General features: G+C 58.0%; 21 protein-coding genes. 5 read left to right on the forward strand and 16 right to left on the reverse strand.

Features of this window, described 5'->3' with window-relative positions:
- Positions 1–3 precede the first annotated feature (3 nt).
- Positions 4–2,124, reverse strand: coding sequence for a filamentous hemagglutinin N-terminal domain-containing protein (locus B0G74_RS11015; RefSeq protein WP_243658261.1), 2,121 nt, complete (start codon positions 2,122–2,124; stop codon positions 4–6).
- A gap of 1,250 nt (positions 2,125–3,374) precedes the next feature.
- Between B0G74_RS11015 and B0G74_RS11020 the strand changes: the two genes are divergently transcribed.
- Both B0G74_RS11020 and B0G74_RS11025 read left to right on the forward strand, forming a co-directional pair.
- Positions 3,375–3,596: a hypothetical protein gene (locus B0G74_RS11020; RefSeq protein WP_132374824.1), complete on the forward strand. Its 222-nt coding sequence runs from the start codon at positions 3,375–3,377 to the stop codon at positions 3,594–3,596.
- A 122-nt stretch (positions 3,597–3,718) separates the two neighbouring features.
- Entirely contained in the window at positions 3,719–4,459 is a 741-nt protein-coding gene (locus B0G74_RS11025) for a hypothetical protein (RefSeq protein WP_132374825.1), read from the forward strand.
- A gap of 153 nt (positions 4,460–4,612) precedes the next feature.
- On the opposite strand, the gene B0G74_RS11030 is transcribed toward B0G74_RS11025, so the two are convergent.
- Genes B0G74_RS11030 through B0G74_RS11040 form a run of 3 tightly spaced genes read right to left on the reverse strand, consistent with a single transcriptional unit; the run spans position 4,613 to position 7,996 of the window.
- A complete protein-coding gene (locus B0G74_RS11030; protein ID WP_132374826.1) occupies positions 4,613–5,512 on the reverse strand; it encodes a plasmid partitioning protein RepB C-terminal domain-containing protein in 900 nt (299 codons plus the stop codon).
- Positions 5,509–6,423, reverse strand: coding sequence for a plasmid partitioning protein RepB C-terminal domain-containing protein (locus B0G74_RS11035; RefSeq protein WP_132374827.1), 915 nt, complete (start codon positions 6,421–6,423; stop codon positions 5,509–5,511). Before B0G74_RS11035 ends, B0G74_RS11030 begins: the two co-directional genes overlap by 4 nt.
- Complete coding sequence (locus tag B0G74_RS11040; RefSeq protein WP_132374828.1) at positions 6,416–7,996, reverse strand: recombinase family protein; 1,581 nt, start codon at positions 7,994–7,996, stop codon at positions 6,416–6,418. The genes B0G74_RS11035 and B0G74_RS11040 overlap by 8 nt, the downstream gene beginning before the upstream one ends.
- Positions 7,997–8,103: 107 nt before the next feature.
- Between B0G74_RS11040 and B0G74_RS11045 the strand changes: the two genes are divergently transcribed.
- Complete coding sequence (locus B0G74_RS11045; RefSeq protein WP_132374829.1) at positions 8,104–8,454, forward strand: hypothetical protein; 351 nt, start codon at positions 8,104–8,106, stop codon at positions 8,452–8,454.
- A 349-nt stretch (positions 8,455–8,803) separates the two neighbouring features.
- Entirely contained in the window at positions 8,804–9,403 is a 600-nt protein-coding gene (locus tag B0G74_RS11050) for a recombinase family protein (RefSeq protein ID WP_132374830.1), read from the forward strand.
- Between the two features lie 192 nt (positions 9,404–9,595).
- Here the strand turns inward: B0G74_RS11050 and B0G74_RS11055 are convergent, their stop codons facing one another.
- The 12 genes from B0G74_RS11055 to B0G74_RS11110 all read right to left on the reverse strand — a co-directional run bounded on the left by B0G74_RS11055 (position 9,596) and on the right by B0G74_RS11110 (position 20,932).
- On the reverse strand, positions 9,596–10,441 hold the full coding sequence (locus B0G74_RS11055; RefSeq protein ID WP_132374831.1) for a hypothetical protein: 846 nt from the start codon (positions 10,439–10,441) through the stop codon (positions 9,596–9,598).
- Positions 10,442–10,612: 171 nt separating this feature from the next.
- The gene (locus B0G74_RS11060) at positions 10,613–11,686 is read right to left on the reverse strand and encodes a beta family protein (protein WP_165923843.1); all 1,074 of its coding nucleotides are present in this window, start codon (positions 11,684–11,686) and stop codon (positions 10,613–10,615) included.
- Positions 11,679–12,893: an ImmA/IrrE family metallo-endopeptidase gene (locus tag B0G74_RS11065; RefSeq protein WP_132374833.1), complete on the reverse strand. Its 1,215-nt coding sequence runs from the start codon at positions 12,891–12,893 to the stop codon at positions 11,679–11,681. The genes B0G74_RS11060 and B0G74_RS11065 overlap by 8 nt, the downstream gene beginning before the upstream one ends.
- Before the next feature lie 535 nt (positions 12,894–13,428).
- On the reverse strand, positions 13,429–14,433 hold the full coding sequence (locus tag B0G74_RS11070) for a site-specific integrase (protein ID WP_165923844.1): 1,005 nt from the start codon (positions 14,431–14,433) through the stop codon (positions 13,429–13,431).
- Between the two features lie 449 nt (positions 14,434–14,882).
- Positions 14,883–16,268 (reverse strand): replicative DNA helicase, encoded by a 1,386-nt coding sequence (locus B0G74_RS11075; protein WP_064269887.1) that lies wholly within the window; start codon positions 16,266–16,268, stop codon positions 14,883–14,885.
- Positions 16,269–16,442: 174 nt separating this feature from the next.
- Entirely contained in the window at positions 16,443–16,895 is a 453-nt protein-coding gene (gene rplI / locus B0G74_RS11080; protein ID WP_132374835.1) for a 50S ribosomal protein L9, read from the reverse strand.
- Positions 16,896–16,922: 27 nt separating this feature from the next.
- Entirely contained in the window at positions 16,923–17,198 is a 276-nt protein-coding gene (gene rpsR, locus B0G74_RS11085; protein WP_007182109.1) for a 30S ribosomal protein S18, read from the reverse strand.
- 2 nt (positions 17,199–17,200) lie between these two features.
- On the reverse strand, positions 17,201–17,500 hold the full coding sequence (priB, locus tag B0G74_RS11090; RefSeq protein WP_007182110.1) for a primosomal replication protein N: 300 nt from the start codon (positions 17,498–17,500) through the stop codon (positions 17,201–17,203).
- 50 nt (positions 17,501–17,550) lie between these two features.
- Complete coding sequence (rpsF, locus tag B0G74_RS11095; protein WP_006048823.1) at positions 17,551–17,925, reverse strand: 30S ribosomal protein S6; 375 nt, start codon at positions 17,923–17,925, stop codon at positions 17,551–17,553.
- Positions 17,926–18,204: 279 nt separating this feature from the next.
- Positions 18,205–19,149: an anti-sigma factor gene (locus tag B0G74_RS11100; RefSeq protein WP_132374836.1), complete on the reverse strand. Its 945-nt coding sequence runs from the start codon at positions 19,147–19,149 to the stop codon at positions 18,205–18,207.
- The gene (locus tag B0G74_RS11105; RefSeq protein WP_132374837.1) at positions 19,139–19,873 is read right to left on the reverse strand and encodes an RNA polymerase sigma factor; all 735 of its coding nucleotides are present in this window, start codon (positions 19,871–19,873) and stop codon (positions 19,139–19,141) included. Before B0G74_RS11105 ends, B0G74_RS11100 begins: the two co-directional genes overlap by 11 nt.
- Before the next feature lie 144 nt (positions 19,874–20,017).
- Entirely contained in the window at positions 20,018–20,932 is a 915-nt protein-coding gene (locus B0G74_RS11110) for a LysR family transcriptional regulator (RefSeq protein ID WP_132374838.1), read from the reverse strand.
- A gap of 157 nt (positions 20,933–21,089) precedes the next feature.
- Here B0G74_RS11110 and gcl point away from each other — a divergent pair, with 157 nt between their 5' ends.
- On the forward strand, positions 21,090–22,865 hold the full coding sequence (gcl, locus tag B0G74_RS11115) for a glyoxylate carboligase (RefSeq protein ID WP_132374839.1): 1,776 nt from the start codon (positions 21,090–21,092) through the stop codon (positions 22,863–22,865).
- The last annotated feature ends 46 nt before the right edge of the window (positions 22,866–22,911 follow it).

Consider the following 22,911-nt stretch of genomic DNA (forward strand, 5'->3'; position numbering starts at 1 on the left):
GCTTCATAGCCCGAACCACGACACGAGTCCGAGATGGTTGTGATCGCCAATCGTGACCGGTGCGCGATACGGCGCGCGAATCGTATTCACGCCGCCCGCCGCCTTGATACCACCCGGCGCGTTGAACGAACCACCTTCAATATCCGCCTCGCCGGTCAGTTCGACCTGGCCGGTGCCACCGATGAACAGGCCGCCAGTATCGGCCGCGAAAATCGCCGACCACGAGTTGCCGAACCACGCTTTGAGATCGTGCGTACGATTGATCGCGGTGTAGCCCGTTACAGCTTGTGCGAGCGTTCTGGGCGCATCGAGTTTGAGCGTGCCTTCCGCTGACACCAGGCCGCCCGTGTTTGTGATCTGCGTGGCGGCCTTCAGGGTGATGTCATTGTTCGCCTGGATCACGCCGCCGAAGGCTTGCACGGTGCTCGACGAACTCGAACTGCAAAAGAAGAAGCACGTTCGATGAAACGAAGCCTGGCCGGTGAAGACGGCCTGCGTGAGCAGCTGGTCGCGCGCGGTGATTGAAATCGAGCCGCCCACGGTCGGGTTTTTCGGATCGATCTGCGCGAGAATCGTGCCGCCGATGTTGTGAACGTTCTGCGCGGCGATTGTCACGTTGCCGACGTTGGCGCTCAGGTAGGAAAGTTTGTCCGGATCGGCGAGCGCGCCGTAGTCCACGTTGAAGCCGTCGTCACGATGTTCAACGAAAATCAGGCGCCAGCTGCGGTCCGAATAGCTAACGGGCACGCCGCCGCTTACACCGGCCGAATGGTCGACTATATTGTCTAAGTCGCCGCCCGCTGTGATGGTCAGGTTCTGGTTCGACAGAATGCGCGCGTTCTCATTCGTCACCGAACCGCCGGCCGTCACGGATACATCGCCCTTCGCGCCGTACACGACACCGAGCAGGCCCGTAGCCGTCGACTGATTCAGCACGTTGCCCGTGGCATTCAGCGTGACCGCGCCGAGCGATGCCTTGTCGAGGGTATTTTTCTGCTGGCCTTGTATCAGCGAACCGACGTTGGTGATATCGCCGGTGCTGATCAGCACCACGCCGCTGGTCGCCGAGGCGATCACCGATTGCGCGGAGGCGTCCTGCGCCAATGCGATGCCCGCGCCGCTCACGTCGACGCCGGTGTTCGCGAGCAAGCTGCTGCCCGTCAGGCTGACGGCGCCACTCGCGGTCAATGTCGCCGCACCGCTACTCGTTTTCACCTTCGTGTCCGACAGCGCCAGACTGTCCTGCACCTGCACGTCGAGATTGTTCTGCGCCGTCAGCGACGTATTGGCAATCTGAACCGCCCCGTTCGACGACAGCGTGAAATCGCCAAGCGCCGCGTTCATCGGCCCGGCGCTGCGCACGCCCGGGCCCTTGTCGGTAACGATCAGTTGCACGCGGCCGCTCGTCAGGCTGCCGGCGGCGGTGATGTCAATCGCGAAAGAACTGGCCGTGGCCGCGCTGGCGGTGGGACTCAGCGTGAGCCAGTCGTTGCTGTTGTCGTTCGGCGAAACAGCCGTATTCAGCGTGACATGACTATTGCCGGCCACGGCGCGCACGTAAGCGGTCTGCGACGTGAAGCCATTGGTGAGCGGCCCGTTGATCTGCACATTCTTCGCGATCAGATCCAGTCCGACCAATGCGCTCGTCAATCCCTGAGGACCGACGATGATCGTCCCCGTGCTGGTGTCGAGCACGATGTCCCGCTCCGCAATCCCCGCTACCGGAATGGTGTCCTTGAAACTGACGGTTCCGGTGGTCAGCGCGACACGGCCCGTATTGACGAATGAACCGCCATTCACCGTAATGCCGTTCGGATTGGCAAGTATCACATTTGCGCGCGAGCCGATTACGTCGATAGGTCCGCTGATAATGGTCGGATTGGTGCTGGTTACCTGATTGACAATTGTTCTGGCGTTAATCCCAACGTTATTCAGCGAAGCACCGGCGGCGCCCACATTGAAACTGCTATAGGTGTTGTTCGAAACGCCTGCGAAGGCCGGTGCGATATTGACCGTCTGATGTCCGTTCGCTGAAGTTGAAACCGTGGTGGCCGTTCCGCCATCGACAACGATGCCAATTGCATATGTACTGCAAGGGACGGCAGCCAGAACTACAGAAATCAGCCTGGTCTGAAATTGGCGCCGACGTGGGCTCCCATGGCCCGCGCGGCTTCCCCGTGCATTACTGGACATTCCTGTTTGCCCGCAACTATTCGTCGCGGATTCTCTTGATGGATTCGCTCAATACGCGCGACCTGTGCGATCGCAGCTTTCGTACGACAAATAACGGTCCTTACCAGGAGGTTCTTTAGGTATATCTGGAAATATTTTTATTACGTTGAGCCTTCAGTGCTTCAAACTACGGTGCCCTGGGTCGGGAAAGATTTTTCGACTCCGTCACTGTCCGTCGGCGATCGGCCACACGCGACCGAGGCCGTGTGAAAACGCGTGCCGAGAATGGCCTTCGAAAAAATCGACCTTTCAGATCGCGCCGTATTGGCTTGGCAGCAACTCGGGAACGGTAAAACGACACCCGAAAACCGAGTACTTTTGCGTTTTCACACGGCCTCGACCCGAAGCAGCCGCCTGACTTTTCGCGCAGCGGACATTGACTAATGCGTCGCCAGACAAACTGTTGACGAAAAATTTCTGACTAAACATACTCGCACGCCCTTTTCAACGGAGAACGACGTGACGAGCGCTCGCATCGCTGTGCTACCTCGATAGATTTCAACGGCACGCCTGAAACTTGTGTCGGCTCGTGAACAGTTCGTGCGGGAGCTGAGGGAATACTCCATTGAAAATCGCGCTCATTTGCAGCCTTGGGAACCACTGCTTCGTTGTGGCGGCGGTCATTGTCTGGTTAGCGTCGGCGATGATTCGGCGTCAGCGAAGGCAAAGCGCGGAGCGATAATTGATTGCAGATACGGTTGGTAACTTGACCGCACTTTGCGCAGAACATCATCGGGAGGCGCATTTGGTGGTGAGGCGGAGCGTCTCGAAAGCGAGTTTCTACTTCGGATCAGCCAACGCGCAATTTGAATCGCTCTGGATGTGACGGTGGAACCAAGCCACCATGGCCGTTTCGACCGACCACGCGCCCGGCTATCAACTTTCAATTGCACCGGCCGTTAACCCGGCTTTACTGTCTGTTTATCTAAACTGGTATGCCATCTACTCTGCGGCGCAGCGTCGTGTCTGTCGTATTACGGGCGCTACCTGAACCTCGCATGACCGCTCGCGAGCGAATGCTTCAAAGCGCGTACGCTATGGACATAATCCGAGAGATCACTCGACATTTCAGCGCCGATAGTGATCGTCTGAACGCGCCCATGTCGAGGCTCCAGCGACCGGCCAACCTCGCATGCGATCTGATGGATTTTGTAGACCCTGTCATGTCGCTACTGGACTATGTCGGTATGGTGAATCAAGCACTAGCTGTTTGGAAAGACGAACTTAAAAAACAGCGCCCACGCCGGAGTGAGTTCTCGGCGGCTATCCGAAACGCAATGTTCACCGAAAACGACGCGGGGTGGCAACGCTACGCCGCACATATGGCGAAAGAGCTTGAATGGTTCAGTACAGGAAAGCCATGACATCCACCCGCCATTCAGGATGCGCACGTTGACAGGATGATATGCGGCACGCATTGCTCGCCCCTTAAGCGTCTCATCGAGCAGAGTGATCAACAATCTCAATATCGGAAATAAATCGAAGCATGGACGATCTCCTTAGTCTCAAGGGTCTTATAACGATAAGCATCGCCAGTCTTGTTTCCATCAAGGCGTTACGGGTCAATTTCCGTGTCAGTCGGGACATAAACGTCGAGGGAAACGGCGACATTGTCATCGTCAACGAAAAACTGGCACCAACGCAGAGAAGCTTCAAACTCCTATGGCAGATGCTGGTGCTTGCCATCGTGCTTACCTACCCGGTACTGGGATTGCAATACAACTTCGTACTCGGCGTCCTTGCCATTATCGGTACCCCCTTGGCCGTCATTTCGCTCATCGTGACCGTTCGAGGTTACGGCATGTCGCGACTCTCAGACATTTTCTATGTCATTGGCACTGCGCTCTCATGCTGGCTTGCGATATGTTCGCATCTGTATCTTGCTAACACGGCAAACAGTGCATCCCGGATATATCCAACCATTGGGTATCTGTCGGAAAACGGTCTGCCGAACCTTGGGCTCGGTGCGACATGGACAGGCATCGTACTTCCGCTCATGACCAGTTGCCTGTCCGTGGTCGGTTTCGCGGCGCTGCTGTTGTCACTGCTTTATTTCATGTCCGCTTATCTAACAGCCCGCCACTTCGACGATTCCGCTCGCTTTCTGTTGCACTACGGCGCAATGGCGATTGTCGGATTTCTGGCCGCTTGCGATGCGTTAGCAGCGTTTGCATTCCACGACTTCGCTTACATTGGTCGACTGCTAGGCTCTGTGTTGACTGTTTAGATCGTGAGAGAGGTAGCACCCTTCAAGCTGATCGTGGCTCACCTGTTTAGCGATTCGATATTCAAACGTGTGCTCAAACAAGACCGCCGTCAAGTGAAAGTTTGAGCGTGAGGGCGATTGTTAAATCGACTCGCTTTCGCTGGTGAGGATCTGTCATTCTCGCTCAGTGATTCGATTGTCAGCAGCGATTGAGTCCATCGTCGACACAAGGCTAGCCAGCAAATCTCCATGATGTCGCCTCAGGTGTCCGTGAATATTATCGTTGCGGAGTAGACGGGCCATGAAACTTTTGGCGACCACAAGGGAAAGCATCGTATCTCCGATTTCATCCTGCACAGCCTGGCAGTCCTGCCGCAGCCTCTCCATTTCGCTCTCCATCTTCGCTAGGTCCTCTGTCGAGATTTCGCTTTTCTTTTTGGGCTTCGCTCCCTCGACCAGAGCATCTGAGCGGGTCGCGACGAGAATCATCTCCGCATAGGTAGCTGTAAACTTGTTGGCCACAACCATCATTTCCGCGGCTTCGATTTGCCGAAATGGTTTCATCTTCTTCAACACTGCGAAAACCTTTGGTGCGGTCTGCTGGTTTTTGAGAATCGAAGCGGCCTCAGGCGCGATGCCGTCCAGTAGTTGTGCTCGCTCCCGAATGCTTCGGATATCCATTCGGAGCACTTCAGCAATTCGCTTCTCCGACGCACCCTTGGCCAGCGCGGCCCGGATCATCTTGTGCTCCTGCACCGCTGAAAGGCGAGTGATATGCCGATTGAACGTGAAACCTTCATCATCTGTTGAAATCATGCAGGGAGCAGTTGCTCTTCCCAGCTCTTTGAGTGCCTCAAGCCGCAGTCTTCCATCCAGCAGATCGTAGTCACCGAGATGCCGTGTTGAGCGATACACCGCGAGTGGCTCGATGACACCCAACTCCGCAATCGAACTGAGGATCGTTTTGTATTTCGACGTCGCCAGTGCGCCTTTCGTAAGCTGGGAGCTCGTTACGATTCTCTCGATTGGAATTTCGACAACTTTTCCTTCAAATCCGTGTTTGATGTTGCTCATGGCATAAGCTCCGGTGGGATGCGTAAGGCAACCGCCTCGGGAATATCCGTGACGCCCTCGGCACGCAGAAGCGTCCTGAAATGCTCGTCTCCGAGGAAACGCTTTAAAGCGGAAGTGATCATCAGCAGCCTCTGCTCTTGTAGGGTGGCGTTCTGCACGACCATTTTTTGACGACGAACTTCGTTCTTGTAGGTTCGCAGCAGTTTTTGCGGGGTTGGTTTCTCGCGGGGAACAGCACGGCCATGTATCTTTTTCCCTGACGCCTCCCGTTTGCTGAGAAGCCGCCGGACCCGCAGCAACTGGTCCCCGGTTAAAGTCTTCGATTCGTATGCCGCGACCATCGCGGCCTGGACCTCCTCAGTCGGCGCGCGGGCAACTTCGACGGCAAGCCACAGGGGCATAACACGAGTTTCCACGGCCTGGATTAGACGCTGTTCGCCCTTCTCCAGCAATTGCAAGACGCCGTGAACGTAGCCGTCGTCAAGGTTCGTTTTTTTCGCGATCTCCTCGGTTGTGTAGCCCTTCGCACGCAGGACCTGCAAGCCGTTCAGGAGCTCTTCCGTCGAATGGCGGCGTCGTGCAAGATTCTCAGTCAGTGTGATCAGATATCGATCTATCTCGTCGGCACCGACAATGCAGCACGGAATCACTGTCTCGCCCAGCGCCTTCAAGGCTTCAAGCCGGCCCTGCCCGCACAAAACCTCGTGCCACTCGCCTTCCGCATCGTGACCGCCATGGGCGACAGTGATTGGGCGTTTAAGTCCCACCGACGCGATGCTCTCGACAAGCTGCGAGAAAAAATACGGATTACGTGTTCGCGGATTGAGTACACGAAGACGCGCGACCTGGATAAGCGTTATCTGGTCGCTTCGCGAAAAGGCTGGAACGATCTTCTCGGCGCGGTCATTCATAGCTGACTCCCTTTAGTGGGACCCGGCGCGCGAGATGGCAAAGCATGCCAAGGTCATCATAGCGATATGCCTCGAACCCGAAGTCGTTGTGATCCCCAAGACGGACCATGTCCGAGGAGACATCGATGGATGGCAACAGGTAGTAGTCCCGAATCGATCGTGCATCGAGCTCCATTCGAACCGCGACAGTAATGTCCGGACGCAACGCGTTGTCGAAGCGGATGATCCAGCGATTCGAACCGGTTCCTGTCGGCCGACAACGCGACAGCGCCAGCGAAACCTTAAACTCTTCGTTGATCCACAGCAGCCCGGAGGCGGCGTCCTTCGCAACCCGCGCGCCTGCGTCTATCATCGCCCGTTCCGCAAGCGAGACGATGCCAGGATGCAGTTCGCGCAGCAGGCGATTGATCTCGACATAGCGATAATCCCGGGCGGGGGTGTAGCCGATCAGGTCGTACGTTCGAAGCAAGCTACCAAAACGGCACGCGTATGCGCTGCTCGAAGGACAACCAGGTGCCTCGTCAATTACGATTCCGGAGAGATATCCGTTTCGCAGCAGCAACTTCCGTAAGGCGTCAAGCATGTCGCTATCGGTCAAGCGGTACGATCGTGCCAGGATGATTTGGCGAGCGGCCGCGAACAGGATACGATCGACGATCGGTTCGAACGCGTTGTCTGCCCGAATCCATGAGGCTGGCGGATTCCGGATTCGTTCCTGTTTGAGCTTGAACGACACGCGGTTCCAAACATTGTCCCCAACGTACTTGTCATTGATCAGGATTTGATGAACGATGCCGCGAGTCCACTGGGTATCGCGATCGGTACGAGCACCAGCCTCGTTCAAGGTTGACGCGATTTCCGATTCGGAGCGTCCTTCTTCAACGAACCAACGGTAGATGGCTCGCACGGTCGACAGTTCGTGGGGCGGCCCTGGAGTTAGGATGACGCGGTCCGTCTGGATCGCCTTGTGCTGCCCTCTCTGCAATTCGTGCTTGTCGCCATTCTGTTCCACACGAACGCGGCGCAAGCCGTATCCCGCTGGGCCGCCTTGCCGAAAACCATTACGGATGTGTCTGCATTGGCCTGCATGCACCTTGACGCTGAGTTCCCGACTGTATTCGCCAGCCATTGTCCGTTTGACGCTCTTGATGATGCTCGACACCGGGCTGCCGTCATTCTCGAACTGCTCAGCGCAATAGAGCACCTTGACACCGGCATGTTTGCATCGAATTTCATAGCTTGCGCTTTCGTCTGGGTCCTGGAATCGGCCCCACCTGCTAACGTCATATACAAGAATGACGGAAAAATCCGCTGCCCCGGACTCCGCATCCCGTAAAAGGGCCTTGAGCGAATCGCGACCGTCGAGACGCAGACCGCTTTTTCCTTCGTCCGCGTAGACGCGAACAACGTCCATGTTCCTGCTTTCGGCAAACGCCAGGATTACGTCCTTCTGATTTTCGGTTGAGTATTGTTGATGCTCTGTCGACATCCGCACGTATGCCGCCGCGCGGCCTCTTCCGCCCGCGTCTTTCGGTGTGTTGTTGCGTGATGTTCGTTCCACCCTGCCTCCCATGAACCTCAAGGGGTCGGCTCCGATCGCGTCCAGCTTCCCAGACAAGGAGGCGGGCGGCCCCATTTCGTTGCTTGCGTTCAGGGAATATAGTTTTGGAGGCGCGAAAAATGTTGCCGACAACACGCAAGAAGTTGCGCTTGAAGAAGGAAGAGATCGTCGCCGAATATCCCTTGGCAATTGCCATGGCACTAAGGCAGGAGCTCGGAGGCTCACGGCAATCGATCAAGAAGCTCGCTCGCTGGACCGGTGCGAGTGAAAGAACGGTCCAGAATTGGCTAGGTGGCGTTCGTGGCCCAAGCGGCCCGCACCTGGTGGCACTGGCCACGCATTCCTCGGCGGTACACATCGCTTACTTATCCATGACTGGTAGGGAAGATGACGCGGCGATGGATGTAACAACGTCCGTTGCTTTGCTGCAAGAGGCGCTGGCTCTGCTGACCGCTCGTAGCTCTTCATAGTTGGCCCGATTAATTCGGCAAAACTTGGTTGCCTGACTGTTACTGGGTCAATGCAATTGGCGTGCGTGGCGACGAAATGCAGCGACTCGGGTCGTACCAATCGTGGGGCCGTTGGCGGGCTCAGCGTGAGGTCGCGCGAAAAGTGGAGCGCTGCTTTCTACCCGCGCTCAAAAATGAACCCTGCCGAAGCTGGGTTTTGCGTTTCTGCAGACACTGCGGTGGCTCATTACGGTACGGTACACCGTAACGGCCCAAGCGCCGGGCCGTTTGAACATGGATCAACAGGATTAACCGGTTATCTGATCCATGTTAAAATTGATCCACCAATTCAAATGATCCAATCCAAACAATGCGCAAACTCTATTACGGGCGGATTTCCACCACGGATGGCCAGTCAGCCGCGAGCCAGTACGAGGACGCAAGAGCCCAGGGCGTGCAGGACAAGGACGTTTTCATTGATGAGGGTGTCAGCGGCTACCACGTTGCTCCTGACGCGCGGGAACAGTGGCTCAAAGCCGAACACGATTTGCGGCACGGCGGCATTCTTATCGTGCGCTGGCTCGACCGCATCAGCCGCCGTTACGACGAGTTGCACGCCACCATGCGCCGACTAATGGAACTGGGCGTGCGGGTCGAATGCACACTCAACGGGATGGTTTTTGATGGAAAGGCCAAAGACGCCATCGAGAAAGCAACGCGCGACGCGGTGCTGGCGTTCATGGCCGCGCAGGGCGAAGCCGATTATCTGAACCGCGCCGAAATGCAGCGACGCGGCGTGGCGATCGCGAAGTCGGAAGGAAAATACAAGGGGCGCGCACGGTCACATGACTACGCTGCAATCAAGGCATGGCGGGCGGAACGCGGCGCGAGTATCCGGGTGACTGCCGAGAAGTTCGGCGTCGGCACTGCTACGGTCAAGCGGGCGTGCGCCGAGGACATGCCGTCCTGACCGGTAGCCAACCACGGAAATCAATGCGGCCGGTAATCAACAAGCGCGGCCGCACTTGTTTACCACGTTCGGAGGCCGCAACGGCGCGGCAATCTGCCGAACGATTTATTTCCACACGCTCTAACGCAGCCGGAGCGCCACACGTCAACATAGGGGCATGGCAGCGCCCACGCCGCGTCGTCGGCGTTATCTCTAGTCGGCCACGTTCCATTCAAAACTTACGTCGTCCAATTTCTCAATGCCAAGAGAGGCACCAAGCACCCTGTCGAGCGCACCTCGTAACGAGCCCCTCCGAAAAAGAGCGGCGAGAGCGAGACCCTCTCCATCGAGTCCGTTTGCAAACGCGTTCAAAATGCCCCGGGCCAAAGGGGCTGCAATTGGATCACTCGATTTCAAGTGACCTACACACAAAGAACGATTCTCGATAGAGCTACGAAGATGGTCGAGAGCACCCTGTACCGCGGCCGTAAGCTTTCCCTCAGCCATCAGCATTTCTTTAGCCACTGACAAATCGGCGGCGCGAGCCACTGCATGCATGAAAAAATGCGCGCCGCCTCGTTGCGCAGGCCACCCGAGACTCGCGCAGCCTTTTCCAAGAATGCATTTGTCGCGATTATGGTCGACGAAGTCGATCTGTACGCGCTCGTTGACAGGCACGTCCATATCGACAAGAAACTGAACTGTGCAATCCTCTCGATAAAAGCATTCGCGTGTCTCGCTGTCCATCCACCAAGGGCCATCGCCTCCAGCGTCTGGATTGTAGCGTTGTAAGCTTTTAAATTTTTTATCCGTGATCAGGTATCGATACGTTCTGATGCCAAACTCTGGCTCCTCAACAAAATAGCAATTGTGATCTGCAAGTAGGCTCGCGAAATCGAAGTGGAAGGCGACGTTGCCGTATATCGAGCCAAGCCACGCGTTCGGAGAAAACCAGACGACTTTGATGTCGCCGTCCTTGAGTTCACTATCACTGGAGATCGGTTGAGCCCTGATTTTTCCCGCGTCGATAATGCCAATCGCACTTTCAACATGAGTCACATGAGTCACCGCGCTAAGCTTGAAGCCTTGCCGGACTTCCTGAGACTGATCCGCCCGAGGCCTTCTTTGCGTTGACACAGTTAGCTTCTCACTGAGTTGGGTTTTCTTCTCTCTATTGAGCGCCGTTAACCATACGCCCGCGTAGCACGCATTGACCGCAAGACCATATTCTCAGGCGGGTATATCTCCTGTAGCCTTGATGCGTGAAAGTTGCCTGACGGTTTGGGTAATATGAGTGTTTTGGTCAATCATTACCCAATCTTCGAGACGGCGATACGCCCGACCACCGCTTGCGGCCGAGAGGATGTTTTCCGTACCCCAGCAATCCTTGCCGCGAAATTCATCCCTGTCACATAGCAGCTTCGACAGCTTCCGATATTGCGAAGTGTCCGTCACCCATTTGACGCCTTTAACTATCAGCCAGTCCTTCTCACCAGCGTAGCGGATCTTGGCTGCGGGCTTGATCACTTTGAGGTCGATGTCGAGATATTCGGGATGGATGATCCCGTAATCAGCGTACTCAACATCCGGGTGGTGGGCTGCAATCAACTCCCATACCAGAAAATCACGGCGGGCGATTTTGTTGACGCTGTTTTTCTTGAATTTCCCCATATCACTAACAATAGCCGAAGCCGCAAATACGATTCTTGCCGGATCGAGCTTCCGAAGTTCAGGCAGAGCTTTGCTGACCCTCATTTGAATTGTGTCCGATGCGACGTTGTCTATGGATCTGAAGTCCATAAATACGTGCAAAGGTAGATCGGCCGCGCCAATTTCCGAAAGCAAGGAAGTAATTCGTTGAACCAGCGTACTAGGTAACTGGATGTCCTCAACTCCCAGCCGCACGGCAATAGCATCAGCACCCACACTCACAACGCGCCGAATTGCCAGCTTATAAGCGACATCACGTTCAATGCCAACCACTGGAATCGCTTCAACCCGCTCAAACGAAATTCTATCGTGGATGATGTTGGCCGGATGCGCGTTATCATAACCACGCGCCGATGGCGCAATGTCGAAGAGGTCAACATAGCAGGGGCCTCGGCCGTTCCACGCGCCAGCTATGTTATTAGCCTGCTTCTCCATGTGCGCATGAACGTCAGCACCGTTGGCAGTTCCAGCCTTCAATGCAAGCACGTCAAAGAATGGGATGATGCTGGCCTTCACTTGACGGTCAAGTTGAATCACCGCTCTTGCTTCCCCAGCTTTGGTCTTGAGGATCGGGGTATAAGTTACGTCAGTCATTTTCGTCTTCCGTAGAGGAAATTTTGAAAACATCCTTTATGTTTTGGAGTGTCCCAAACTCCTTCAAGATCCTGTAGTTATTTGTCTCTCGCTGAATCCTACCTGCAACGATCGAAGGATGAATCATCAATTCGTTGGCAAGCTTTACTACGGCTTCACTTCTTTTTGTTCGATAGGCCTCGCTGCTCTTCCAGATTTGGCGAGGAATGAAAGCCTCTGCAGCGAGAATATTTGCCTCATTTTCGCGCTCGTCTTCTTCATTAATTTCGTCTTCGTCGACGAAGGCGGAATTCTGCGGACGCAGGTGACGCTGAACATGAATCAGTTCATGCATGAGCGTGAACCAAAAGTAGTCCGGCCGACTATAGCGCAAAGTTAGACCAACGATGGGCGTTCCATCTTGGTCTAGGACTGCCGCGCCATCAAGTTTTGTCTTCGGTAAATGTGGTTCGATTACCAAGATTACTCCTTTCATCGCAAGGAACTCACGCGCCAGCAACGGGCCATCGTCAGACCGACTCAACTTGGCCAACTGTTTCAAAAACTCATCAGTAATGGAACCATGCACGTACCGAACATCGGGCTTTTTAAAGTCACGAGCGCGAATTAACACACGTGCAATCCAGGCATAGATTGCATAGCGATTCTCTTCCTTACTGACCCCGCTCAGACTCTTACGAAGAAGTACAGGGGCGTTCTGCACCGAAGTACGGGCAAAGAAGGAGCGAATTAGCTGTTCCCCGGTTTTGCCTTCCGCGAAATCCATGTCGAACCACCCACGCTTTTGCATCTCTCTGACGGGGAACCTCTTCCAATCAATGTCCGCGGCGTCAATGCTCTCTTGCTTAGGGTGCCCAATCAGGATCTCCGCAGGAATCTTCAATTGCTCATGAATCGTTCGAATCATGCTCAAGGAAAGAGGCTTCTTTCGTCCAAGAGCTTCCGATGCGTGACTTTTGCTGCCGATCATGTCGGCGAAATCTTTCTGTTTCAAACCGAGTTCGGCTAAGCGATAGACGATAGCGTCGATCGGATCGGGAGCGTCAAATTTAAACCGGTTCTCTTCGTATTTTTCAAGAAGTAGCGAAATGACCTCCAGTCTCTCCGCCTCCTGGCTTCCTGGCATCGGGTCGGAAAGTGCCAACTCCTTCGCTTGCTGAAGGAGGGCCTCATATTGCAGCTCGTCGCGAATTACGCGCAGTTCCATATCATGACTCTCGGATCTGGGGTGATTCGGTCTCCGTCACAGCAAGCACGATCAAAATTCCAGTGTTAAATGCGATTTGCACAGTAATGGAACAACCAATCCCAACCGGGTAGAAGCGGGCCAAACGGGGGGTCAGAAACTTGACGGTAGGAAAAGAGGCGGCTGTTTCTGCTTGGTTGTGCCACGTAGATTGACGGGCGATGGCCTGCCACATGGCAAGTGCCGTTCCGGCTGAGGGAAATCGCCGGGTGTAAAGAATGATGTGCGCGCGGCCGATCAGTATCATGAGCCCGAGTATAGCAGAAGTTCCCAAAAAAGGAACTAGATTCCCGATTTAGGAAGTTCGTGCTTCTCTGCGCAGCCAAGATTTGACGCAACTCATAGTAGGTACGGTCGCGAAACATCCGCAAAACAAAAGGGGCAATCAATGGCCTCCATCCATATCCGGCGCGTTCGACCAAGTGTGCGGACCTTCACTCAGTGTTCGGTGAATCGTCTTTGAATTGGAGAACAAGACGGTCCCTCCCCTAGAGCATCAGTAATTTTCGCCGATCACGGAAACGCGATTGAGGCGCTCAACGATATTGTCGGTGAATGCCCCATAGTTCGATTGGATGATCGCAACGCTTGTGCCCGTCAATTCGGCCACTGTATAAACGTCGATGCCCTGCGCGATAGCCTCGCTGATATAGGTATGCCGCATGCAATATAAAACCGCATCCAACAAACCAGCGATTTCTCGAGCCTCCCGGAATGCCTTACCCCAAATGGGTGCGGTCCAACGCTTTGCGTCTGTAGTGGTCAATAACGGCGCATTGGCGATCTTATCTTTAGCCTGCGTCGCGAAGAATTCGCGCGCCTTGTCCGACAGCGGCACCTTGCGACTGCCCGTCTTGCCGTTGAGCATCAAGACCCCCGCACTACAGTCGAAGTCGGCCACATTCGCGCTCGCAACTTCGCCCGGCCGCGCTCCAATATGCAGCAATGCGATCGCGAGCGTGCGTAAATCGCCAGGCATCGCCTGAAGTAAGAAAGTACGTTGCTCAGCCGTCAACCAGCCTTTCCGGCGGGTACCAACATCAGCGAATTGATTGACCTCCTTCCAGCCCGCGTCGCTCGAAACAAGTTTGAGTCGCGCCTTGGCATAATTCAACGCCGCTTTCAACGACTTAAGGTTGCGGTTTACGGAATCCTTGGCGCGCTTGTAGCTTTCCTCATCATCGGGGGAAGCATCGTCTAATTGCGCATTGCGCCACCGCTCGACATCCAGAGGGCGTAGCCTTGCGATGTTGACCATGCCGATGGGCTTCTCATAGACCAATCGCTTAAATCTGCCCTCGGCGTCGTGAGCGGTAGCATCACCCTTCTCCAAACGCCGATTCTCGACATATAAGCGACACACGTCGGCGACCGTTTTTCTGTCATGGTGAACACCCGCCCCCAACTCGTCCGCCCACCGTTCAACCGCTTTGCGCGCCTCGTTGTATTCGCAAAGTGCATCACCGAACGAGCTGAACTGGTATTTGCCATCCTCGCTCATGCGACGTCCGATCCAAGTGCCCGCCCCCGATTCCAACTTACGGTACCCGACGTGAACGCCCGTGCTTATGCGCTCCCAATACGGCTCACGGCGCGACGCAAGTTTGGCGCGCGCCGTTTTCGTCTGAATGCTTATTCTCATCATGTAAAACCCCGGCCAAGTTCCGTATACGGATTTTATACGGAAAATCACTGCCGGACGAACTCGAACGAAATAGAACAAACTTCTTAATTATCAATACCTTATTTCACCCGCTGCGAACCTCACCGAACGGTGTCGGACGGTACATTTTGCCCTCGGTGGGCATGAATCGACCGAACATTGGGATCCCGAAAATTGGTCACATTATGGCTGACATAAAACCGCCACATTGTACCGTTGCGAGACCCGAGCCGCACTTTTGAAAGCGCCGTTACAACGACGCTCCAGTTATCGCTTCACTTCTCCGCTCAATCGCTGTAGAAATTCTGCGCACCGGCAAAGTTGTCGAACTTCGTGAATTGGCCATGGAACGTGAGTCGAACGGGGCCGATCGGACCATTCCGCTGTTTACCGATGATGATCTCGGCCGTGCCTTTGTCCGGACTGTCCGGGTTGTACACCTCGTCGCGGTAAATGAACAGGATCACGTCGGCATCCTGTTCGATAGCGCCGGATTCGCGCAAGTCCGACATGATCGGCCGCTTGTTCGGACGCTGTTCGAGACCCCGGTTGAGCTGCGACAAGGCGATTACCGGCACGTCGAGTTCCTTGGCGAGGCTCTTCAGCGAACGCGAGATTTCCGAGATTTCGGTCGCGCGGTTTTCACCCGACGACGAGCCGCTCATCAGCTGCAAATAGTCGATGATGATCAAACCGAGCTTGCCGCACTGGCGCGACAATCGGCGCGCGCGCGAGCGCAATTCCATCGGGTTCAGACCGCCGGTTTCGTCGATGAAAATCTGCGCCTCGCTCATTTTCTGCACGGCGTGAGTGAGCTTCGGCCAATCCTCGTCAGTCAGGCGCCCGGTTCGCATGCGGTGCTGATCCAGCCGCCCGACCGAGCCGAGCATACGCATGGTGAGCTGTGAACCCGGCATTTCCATCGAGAACACCGCGACCGGCAAGCCGTACTCGACCGCCACGTATTCGCCGACGTTCATCGAAAACGCCGTTTTACCCATCGACGGACGGCCCGCGACGATGATCAGCTCGCCGCCGTGCATGCCCGAAGTCATGCGGTCCAGATCGACAAAGCCGGTCGGCGTGCCCGTTACGTCGCTCGGATTGGCGGTGTGATACAGCGTGTCGATCCGCTCGACCACTTCCGTGAGCAGCGGCCCGATTTCGAGGAAACCTTGCGTGCCGCGCGCGCCGTCTTCGGCGATCGAAAACACCTTCGACTCGGCCTCGTCCAGCAGCTGGCGGACTTCCTTGCCCTGCGGATTGAAGGCGTCGGCCGAGATTTCATCGGCAACCGAGACCAGCCGGCGCAACACTGCGCGATCGCGCACGATTTCCGCGTAGCGGCGGATGTTGGCCGCGCTCGGCGTGTTCTGCGCCAGCGCGTTCAGATAGGCGAGACCGCCGACTTCTTCCGCCTTGCCCGAGGTGCCGAGCGCCTCGTACACGGTGATTACGTCGGCCGGGCGCGTGGCCGCGATCAGCTTGCCGATGTGCTCGAAGATGATGCGGTGGTCGTAGCGGTAAAAATCGCTCTGCGACAGGAAGTCGGCGATGCGGTCCCACGCGGCATTGTCGAGCAGCAGGCCGCCCAGCACCGATTGCTCGGCCTCGATCGAATGCGGCGGGACTTTCAGCGACTCGAGTTGGGGATCTTTGGACGGTGCGTTCATGGAGAGGGATTATCGGGCAAATCGGGGGCGCGCGGGCGGCTGCGGCGAGCGGGAAAAACAAAAAAACGGGCACAAAAAAAACAGGGGCCGGTTCCCCGGCCCCTGCCTTTTGCCAGCAACCTCCTGGCAGATGCTATTTGATGCTTAGACGCGGTCGGCTTAGACGCGGTCGGCTTAGACGTGCTCGCCGATCACAGCCACCGTCACATCGACCAGAACGTCGGTGTGCAGCGAGATTTGAACTGCGTGTTCGCCAACCATCTTCAGCGGGCCTTCCGGCAGACGCACTTGCGCCTTTTCCACTGCGAAGCCTTGCTTGACCAGAGCTTCAGCGATGTCCGCGTTCGTCACCGAACCGAACAGACGGCCGTCGACGCCAGCCTTCTGATTGATCTGAACCGTCGAGCCGCCCAGCTTTTCGCCTTGAGCTTGAGCCGCAGCCAGCTTTTCAGCGGCGACTTTCTCGAGTTCTGCACGGCGCACTTCGAATTCAGCCAGGGCTTCCTTCGTTGCACGGCGAGCTTGCTTGTTCGGGATCAGGAAGTTACGTGCGTAACCGTCCTTGACCTTCACGATATCGCCCAGGTTGCCCAGATTGACGACTTTTTCCAGAAGAATAATTTGCATTCGGAGACTCCTTATCGCGTCGTCGGGTTAGGCCTTGTGCTGGTCGGTGTACGGCACCAGCGCGAGGAAACGCGCGCGCTTGATTGCCGTGTCCAGCTGGCGTTGATAGTGCGACTTCGTACCCGTGAGACGCGCCGGCGTGATCTTGCCGTTTTCGCCGATGAAGTCCTTCAGCGTTTCGAGGTCCTTGTAGTCGATGTGATCGACGCCAGCGGCCGTGAAACGGCAGAACTTCTTGCGCTTGAAGAGCGGATTTTGTTGCTGACGACGCTTGTCGAATTTCTTACCAGTCGGGCGGGGCATGTTCAGTCCTTTCCAATGTCCTGCAATGCTGTGATGTGAAATACCAGAGTTCTTGCGTTGCGGTGCTTTTTCGCCAGAAAGCCGGTGAAGAGCGTTTCTACGCCCATCTGACAGCTTTCCAGCTTACCGCTCGCCTCGCCTGCGGCTACTGCCTGCATGGTCAGTTCGACTTGCCGGGCGATGCCGGCTTCGACGACTTCCGTGCGGTGGTGCAACGTGCAGCCTGCAATCGGAACGCCGGCGGGGGTGTACCGCACCGGTTCGCGTTCGACGACGCTGGCCGTGAGTTGCAGCCGGTTCATGTAGCCTTTGGCGAGAACGACGCTGAATCTGGTAGCTTAAATAGTGTGTCTTAAGCCTGCGCTTCGGACGGTTGCGTAGCAGCCGACTTCTTGGCTTCTTCGCGCTGCACTTCCTTCATCATCGGCGACGGGCCGGTTTCGGCCTTCTTCATCTTGACGATCAGGTGACGCAGAACGGCGTCGTTGAACTTGAATGCGTGTTCCAGCTCGTCGAGCGTGGTTTGGTCGCATTCGATGTTCATGCAGACGTAGTGAGCCTTGGCGAGTTTCTCGATCATGTAGGCCAGTTGGCGACGGCCCCAGTCTTCGATACGGTGGATCTGGCCACCGTGCGACGTGATCGTGCTCTTGTAACGCTCGATCATGGCGGGCACTTGCTCGCTCTGATCGGGATGCACGATAAAGACGATTTCATAATGACGCATACACACTCCTTGTGGATTAAAGCCACCCGGGCGTCGGAACCGGTGTGGCAAGTGAGAAGCCAAAGAGTGTAACCCGAATGGGGCCGGGTTGCAAGATATCCCGTTATTGCGGCGCGTGAATCGGGTGTGTTTTCAAGGGTTTAGGCGGTGGCGCCGCGAAGCCGGATGCGGCATTTCGTGCCGGGCAGACTGAAACGGGCGGTCAGCCTTTTCGCGTTAAGCAAGAGCAGCCGGCCGGGCCAGGCGGCCCGCCAAGGCCGCCAAGCCGCCGTTTGCAGTCTACGAGCCCGCTTCCGTGCGCTCGCTGCCGCTTTGCAGCCGCGCCTTCAACGCCACTTCCAGCCCCTTCAGCGCGTCGGGCGCGGCGTCCGAGATCGCCCACCAGGTCATGCCTTCCGCGTTCCAGTGCGCGATCGAGTAGCCTTCCCGACCGAGCGTCGCGGGCACCGCGCCGCCGGTGTCTCGGCCTGTACCGCCGGAACCGGTCTGCGGAAAGACGTACACGTCGATCACGTGCTTCTGGTAGCGGTACACCAGCACGGCCACCCGCTGATGCGCGAGGTAGTCCAGACGCCCGCCTTCCAGCGCGAAGCCGTTCGCCGCCAGATCCTCGACCGGCGGCGAATAGTCGAGCCGGCCATTGAACCACGGCTTGACCGTATGCCGGTCCGTCGAAATCACGTCGATGTCGCGCCCCGACACCTGCGCGCGCACATGGCTTTCCACCAGTTCGTCGGCGAACGGCCCGAAGTCCGCCGGCCGGCGCAGGTTCAACGCCACCCCCGCCGCGACCGCACACAACGCGACGACCAGCGCCGTCAGCCAGCCGCGCGCAAACACGCCGCCTGAGCCAACCGAGCCGCCCGCGCCCGTCGGCCAGCCGAAGCCGCCTTGCGGCGCGCGCCAGCCGTCCAGCCAGCGATCGAGCCAGCTCCGCCGCGCACGCTGGCGCGGCGGCGTCTTGACGTTGGCAACCGGCACCTCCGCCGCCGCAACCGGTTCCTCGACGGGCGGCAACCCGGCGACGATCCGCTCACGCAGCGACTGCGGCGCACGATGATAAGGCGCCGCGCGCACCGCGCCACTCAAGGCCCGCAGGTTCTCGCTTTCGCGCCGGCAGGCGGCGCAGCTCTCGATATGCTGCTGGACGCGCCGGGCATCCGGCGCGGGTAATTCGTGATCGGCGTTCGCGTCGAGGAGCGGCCGCGCTTCGTTACAGTCCATCTGGCGTCTCCTGAGCGTTGCCGGCGGCGCTGCCGCCTGGCGTGTTGAGTGGCCGGCCGTTGGCGGACGCCCGCAATGGGGTCACGCTCGCCGTGGCCGATTTACCTGGGCCGGGCCCCGCGCACGTGGACGACCTGTGCGACGCCGCTGCGCCCCCCTGTTTCTCCATGAGCAGCGCGGCAAGCTTGCGACGCCCCCGCGCGAGCCGGGACATCACTGTGCCGATCGGCACGTCGGCCACCGCCGCAATCTCCTTGTAGCCCATCTCCTCCAGCTCCCGCAGCATCAGCACTTCCCGATATTCGACCGGCAACTGCGCGAGCGCCTCGTGCACGAGCTTCGAGTCCTCGTCGCGGATCAGGAGCGCTTGCGGGTCGGCGCCGCCCACGCTCCAGCCGTCGAAGGTGGTGTCGTCCATGGTGTCGTCGAACTCGACCGTTTCGTGCGACGACGCCCGCCGTCGCCATTCCGTGTACCAGGTGCGGCGCACGATCGCCAGCAGCCACGGCCGCGCCGAATCGCCGCGAAAGGTGTCGAAGAAGCGAAACGCGCGCATGAAGGCTTCCTGCACGACATCGTCGGCATCGCTGGCGTTACCGCACAACCAGCGCGCAAGGTTATACGCGGCATCGAGGTGCGGCAGCGCCATCTGCTGAAAGCGCCGGCTCCTCGCTGCTTCGGACTCGCCGTGCGCGCGGACAGGTTCTGAATCGGTCTGGACCACCTCGGCCCTCCAGGGCATTGCGGGCTATGCGATGGAGCTCGTCGTGACACTCTCTACAGCGCATAACCGGGCATTTGCGAAGTTTATTCCCGCCGCCGAACGAAATCCGCCAAAAATCCGACCGGGCCGGCGCGCGCCCGCCTGTCAGTAGGCCGGGCGGTTCCAGTAATCCTCGCTGGCGTACACCTCTTTCAGATAATCGATGAAGTACCGCACCTTGGCCGGCACATACCGCTGCTGCGGATAGACCGCGAGAATGTCGTAGTCGGGCAGCGCGAATTCGTCGAGTACCGTTTCCAGCTCGCCGCGCGCCAGTTGCTGCTGGATCTCCCACGTGGAGCGCCAGCCGAGCCCGAGCCCTTCCGACACCCAGCGGTGCAGCAGCTCGCCGTCGTTGCAGTCGAGCGTGCCGCCCACCCGCACCGTCGCCAGCTTGCCGTTGCGGCGGAAGTACCAGCCGCGGTTCTGTCCGCCTTGCAGATTGAACGCGAGACAGTTGTGCTGCGGCAGGTCTTCGAGTGTTTTCGGCCTGCCGTGCCGGCGAAAATACTCCGGCGTGCCGCACACCACGCGCCGGTTCGACGCCAGCTTGACCGCCACGAAATTCGGATCGACCGCGCCGCCGATGCGGATCGACAGGTCGTAACCCTCGCGCACCAGATCCACCACCCGGTCGGTCAGATTGAACGACACCTGCAATTCCGGCTTGTCGGCGAGAAACGTCGGCGCGAGCGGCGCGACGTGCTTGCGCCCGAACGCGGCCGGCGCCGACACGATCAGATGGCCGTTCACGGCGCGCCGCCCGGCGCTCAGTTCGTTTTCCGCCTGATCCCACTCGGTCAGCAGGCCCCGGCAGCGCTCCAGAAACGCGGCACCGTCTTCGCTGACCACCAGCCGGCGCGTCGAGCGGTACATCAGTTTGACGCCGAGGCGCTTTTCCAGCGCGTCGATGCGGCGGCCGAGAATCACCGGCGACACGCCCTCCTCCAGCGCGGCGGCCGCCAGGCTGCCCGCGTCCGCGACGCGCACGAAGGTTTCGATCTGTTTGAAGCGGTCCATTTTTGTCTCCAACTGGCCGGGCGCCAGGCTGCGGGCCATTCCATACTTTTTGTTTCGAAATAAGCGACCCGGACTGATCTTATCAAACCTTTACGTCAAGCCTAAAGTGCACTCAACACGTTTAATTCGCCCAATCCCAGACATTCAGGAGACATTCATGGCCAAGATGAGAGCCGTCGACGCAGCCGTGCTGGTGCTCGAAAAAGAAGGCATCGACACCGCATTCGGCGTTCCGGGCGCTGCGATCAACCCGTTCTACTCGGCCATGCGCAAGGCAGGCAACATCAGCCACGTGCTGGCCCGCCACGTCGAAGGCGCGTCGCATATGGCCGAAGGCTATACGCGCGCCCAACCGGGCAACATCGGCGTGTGTATCGGCACGTCGGGCCCCGCCGGCACCGACATGATCACCGGTTTGTACTCGGCTCAGGCTGACTCCATTCCTATTCTCGCCATCACGGGCCAGGCGCCCCGCGCGCGTTTGTACAAGGAAGATTTCCAAGCCGTCGATATCGAATCGATCGCCAAGCCCGTCACCAAGTGGGCCGTCACGGTGCGTGAACCGGCGCTGGTGCCGCGCGTGTTCCAACAGGCTTTCCACCTGATGCGCTCGGGCCGTCCGGGTCCGGTGCTGGTCGATCTGCCGATCGACGTGCAGCTCGCCGAAATCGAATTCGACATCGACACGTACGAACCGCTGCCGGTCTACAAGCCGAAAGCGACACGCAAGCAGATCGAAGCCGCGCTCACGCTGCTGAACAACTCGGACAAGCCGTTGATCGTCTCGGGTGGCGGCGTGCTGAACGCAGCCGCTGAAGACCTGCTCGTCACGTTCGCTGAAACCGTCGGCGTGCCGGTGATCCCGACGCTGATGTCGTGGGGCGCGATTCCCGACGACCATCCGTTGATGGCCGGCATGGTCGGCCTGCAAACCTCGCACCGCTACGGCAATGCGACGATGCTCGCCTCCGACTTCGTGCTCGGCATCGGCAACCGCTGGGCGAACCGTCACACGGGCAGCGTCGAGGTGTATACGAAGGGCCGCAAGTTCGTGCACGTCGATATCGAACCGACGCAGATCGGCCGCGTGTTCGGCCCGGATCTGGGCATCGTGTCGGACGCCAAGGCCGCGCTCGAACTGTTCGTCGAAGTGGCGCAGGAATGGAAGGCCGCGGGCAAGCTGAAGGACCGCGGCGCATGGGTCGCCGACTGCCAGCAACGCAAGAAGACGATGCTGCGCAAGACGCACTTCGACAACGTGCCGATGAAGCCGCAGCGCGTCTACGAAGAGATGAACCAGGTGTTCGGCCGCGACACGTGCTACGTGAGCACGATCGGTCTCTCGCAGATCGCCGGCGCGCAGTTCCTGCATGTCTACAAGGCGCGCAACTGGATCAACTGCGGCCAGGCGGGCCCGCTCGGCTGGACGATTCCGGCAGCGCTCGGCGTGCGTGCGGCCGACCCGCAACGTTCGATCGTGGCGCTCTCGGGCGACTACGACTTCCAGTTCATGATCGAAGAACTGGCAGCCGGCGCGCAATTCAAGCTGCCATATGTGCATGTGGTGGTGAACAACTCGTACCTCGGCCTGATCCGCCAGGCCCAGCGCGCGTTCGACATGGACTTCTGCGTGCAGCTCGGCTTCGAGAACATCAACGCGCCGGAAATGAACGGCTACGGCGTGGATCACGTCGCGGTGGCGGAAGGCATGGGTTGCAAGGCGATCCGCGTGTTCAAGCCGGAAGAACTGAAGCCCGCGCTGCTGAAGGCGCAGTCGATGCTCTCCGAATTCAACGTGCCGGTGATCGTCGAAGTGATCCTCGAGCGTGTGACCAACATTTCGATGGGCACCGAGATCGACGCGATCAACGAGTTCGAAGAACTGGCCGCGAAGCGCGAAGACGCACCGACCGCGATCAGCATGCTCGACTGAGCGGCCTGACGTGTTGAACAAATAAGCATCACTTGAGCGTGGTTCA

The organism is Paraburkholderia sp. BL9I2N2, from assembly GCF_004339745.1.
In the GTDB taxonomy this organism is placed as follows: Bacteria; Pseudomonadota; Gammaproteobacteria; order Burkholderiales; family Burkholderiaceae; genus Paraburkholderia.

Bases quoted from the DNA above. Each gene is read 5' to 3' on its own strand.
- B0G74_RS11020 (WP_132374824.1), top strand. From the start codon at position 3,375: ATGGATTTTGTAGACCCTGTCATGTCGCTACTGGACTATGTCGGTATG.
- B0G74_RS11025 (WP_132374825.1), top strand. From the start codon at position 3,719: ATGGACGATCTCCTTAGTCTCAAGGGTCTTATAACGATAAGCATCGCC.
- B0G74_RS11030 (WP_132374826.1), bottom strand. From the start codon at position 5,512: ATGAGCAACATCAAACACGGATTTGAAGGAAAAGTTGTCGAAATTCCA.
- B0G74_RS11035 (WP_132374827.1), bottom strand. From the start codon at position 6,423: ATGAATGACCGCGCCGAGAAGATCGTTCCAGCCTTTTCGCGAAGCGAC.
- B0G74_RS11040 (WP_132374828.1), bottom strand. From the start codon at position 7,996: ATGGGAGGCAGGGTGGAACGAACATCACGCAACAACACACCGAAAGAC.
- B0G74_RS11045 (WP_132374829.1), top strand. From the start codon at position 8,104: ATGTTGCCGACAACACGCAAGAAGTTGCGCTTGAAGAAGGAAGAGATC.
- B0G74_RS11050 (WP_132374830.1), top strand. From the start codon at position 8,804: ATGCGCAAACTCTATTACGGGCGGATTTCCACCACGGATGGCCAGTCA.
- B0G74_RS11060 (WP_165923843.1), bottom strand. From the start codon at position 11,686: ATGACTGACGTAACTTATACCCCGATCCTCAAGACCAAAGCTGGGGAA.
- B0G74_RS11065 (WP_132374833.1), bottom strand. From the start codon at position 12,893: ATGGAACTGCGCGTAATTCGCGACGAGCTGCAATATGAGGCCCTCCTT.
- B0G74_RS11070 (WP_165923844.1), bottom strand. From the start codon at position 14,433: ATGAGCGAGGATGGCAAATACCAGTTCAGCTCGTTCGGTGATGCACTT.
- B0G74_RS11075 (WP_064269887.1), bottom strand. From the start codon at position 16,268: ATGAACGCACCGTCCAAAGATCCCCAACTCGAGTCGCTGAAAGTCCCG.
- rplI (WP_132374835.1), bottom strand. From the start codon at position 16,895: ATGCAAATTATTCTTCTGGAAAAAGTCGTCAATCTGGGCAACCTGGGC.
- rpsR (WP_007182109.1), bottom strand. From the start codon at position 17,198: ATGCCCCGCCCGACTGGTAAGAAATTCGACAAGCGTCGTCAGCAACAA.
- priB (WP_007182110.1), bottom strand. From the start codon at position 17,500: ATGAACCGGCTGCAACTCACGGCCAGCGTCGTCGAACGCGAACCGGTG.
- rpsF (WP_006048823.1), bottom strand. From the start codon at position 17,925: ATGCGTCATTATGAAATCGTCTTTATCGTGCATCCCGATCAGAGCGAG.
- B0G74_RS11100 (WP_132374836.1), bottom strand. From the start codon at position 19,149: ATGGACTGTAACGAAGCGCGGCCGCTCCTCGACGCGAACGCCGATCAC.
- B0G74_RS11110 (WP_132374838.1), bottom strand. From the start codon at position 20,932: ATGGACCGCTTCAAACAGATCGAAACCTTCGTGCGCGTCGCGGACGCG.
- gcl (WP_132374839.1), top strand. From the start codon at position 21,090: ATGGCCAAGATGAGAGCCGTCGACGCAGCCGTGCTGGTGCTCGAAAAA.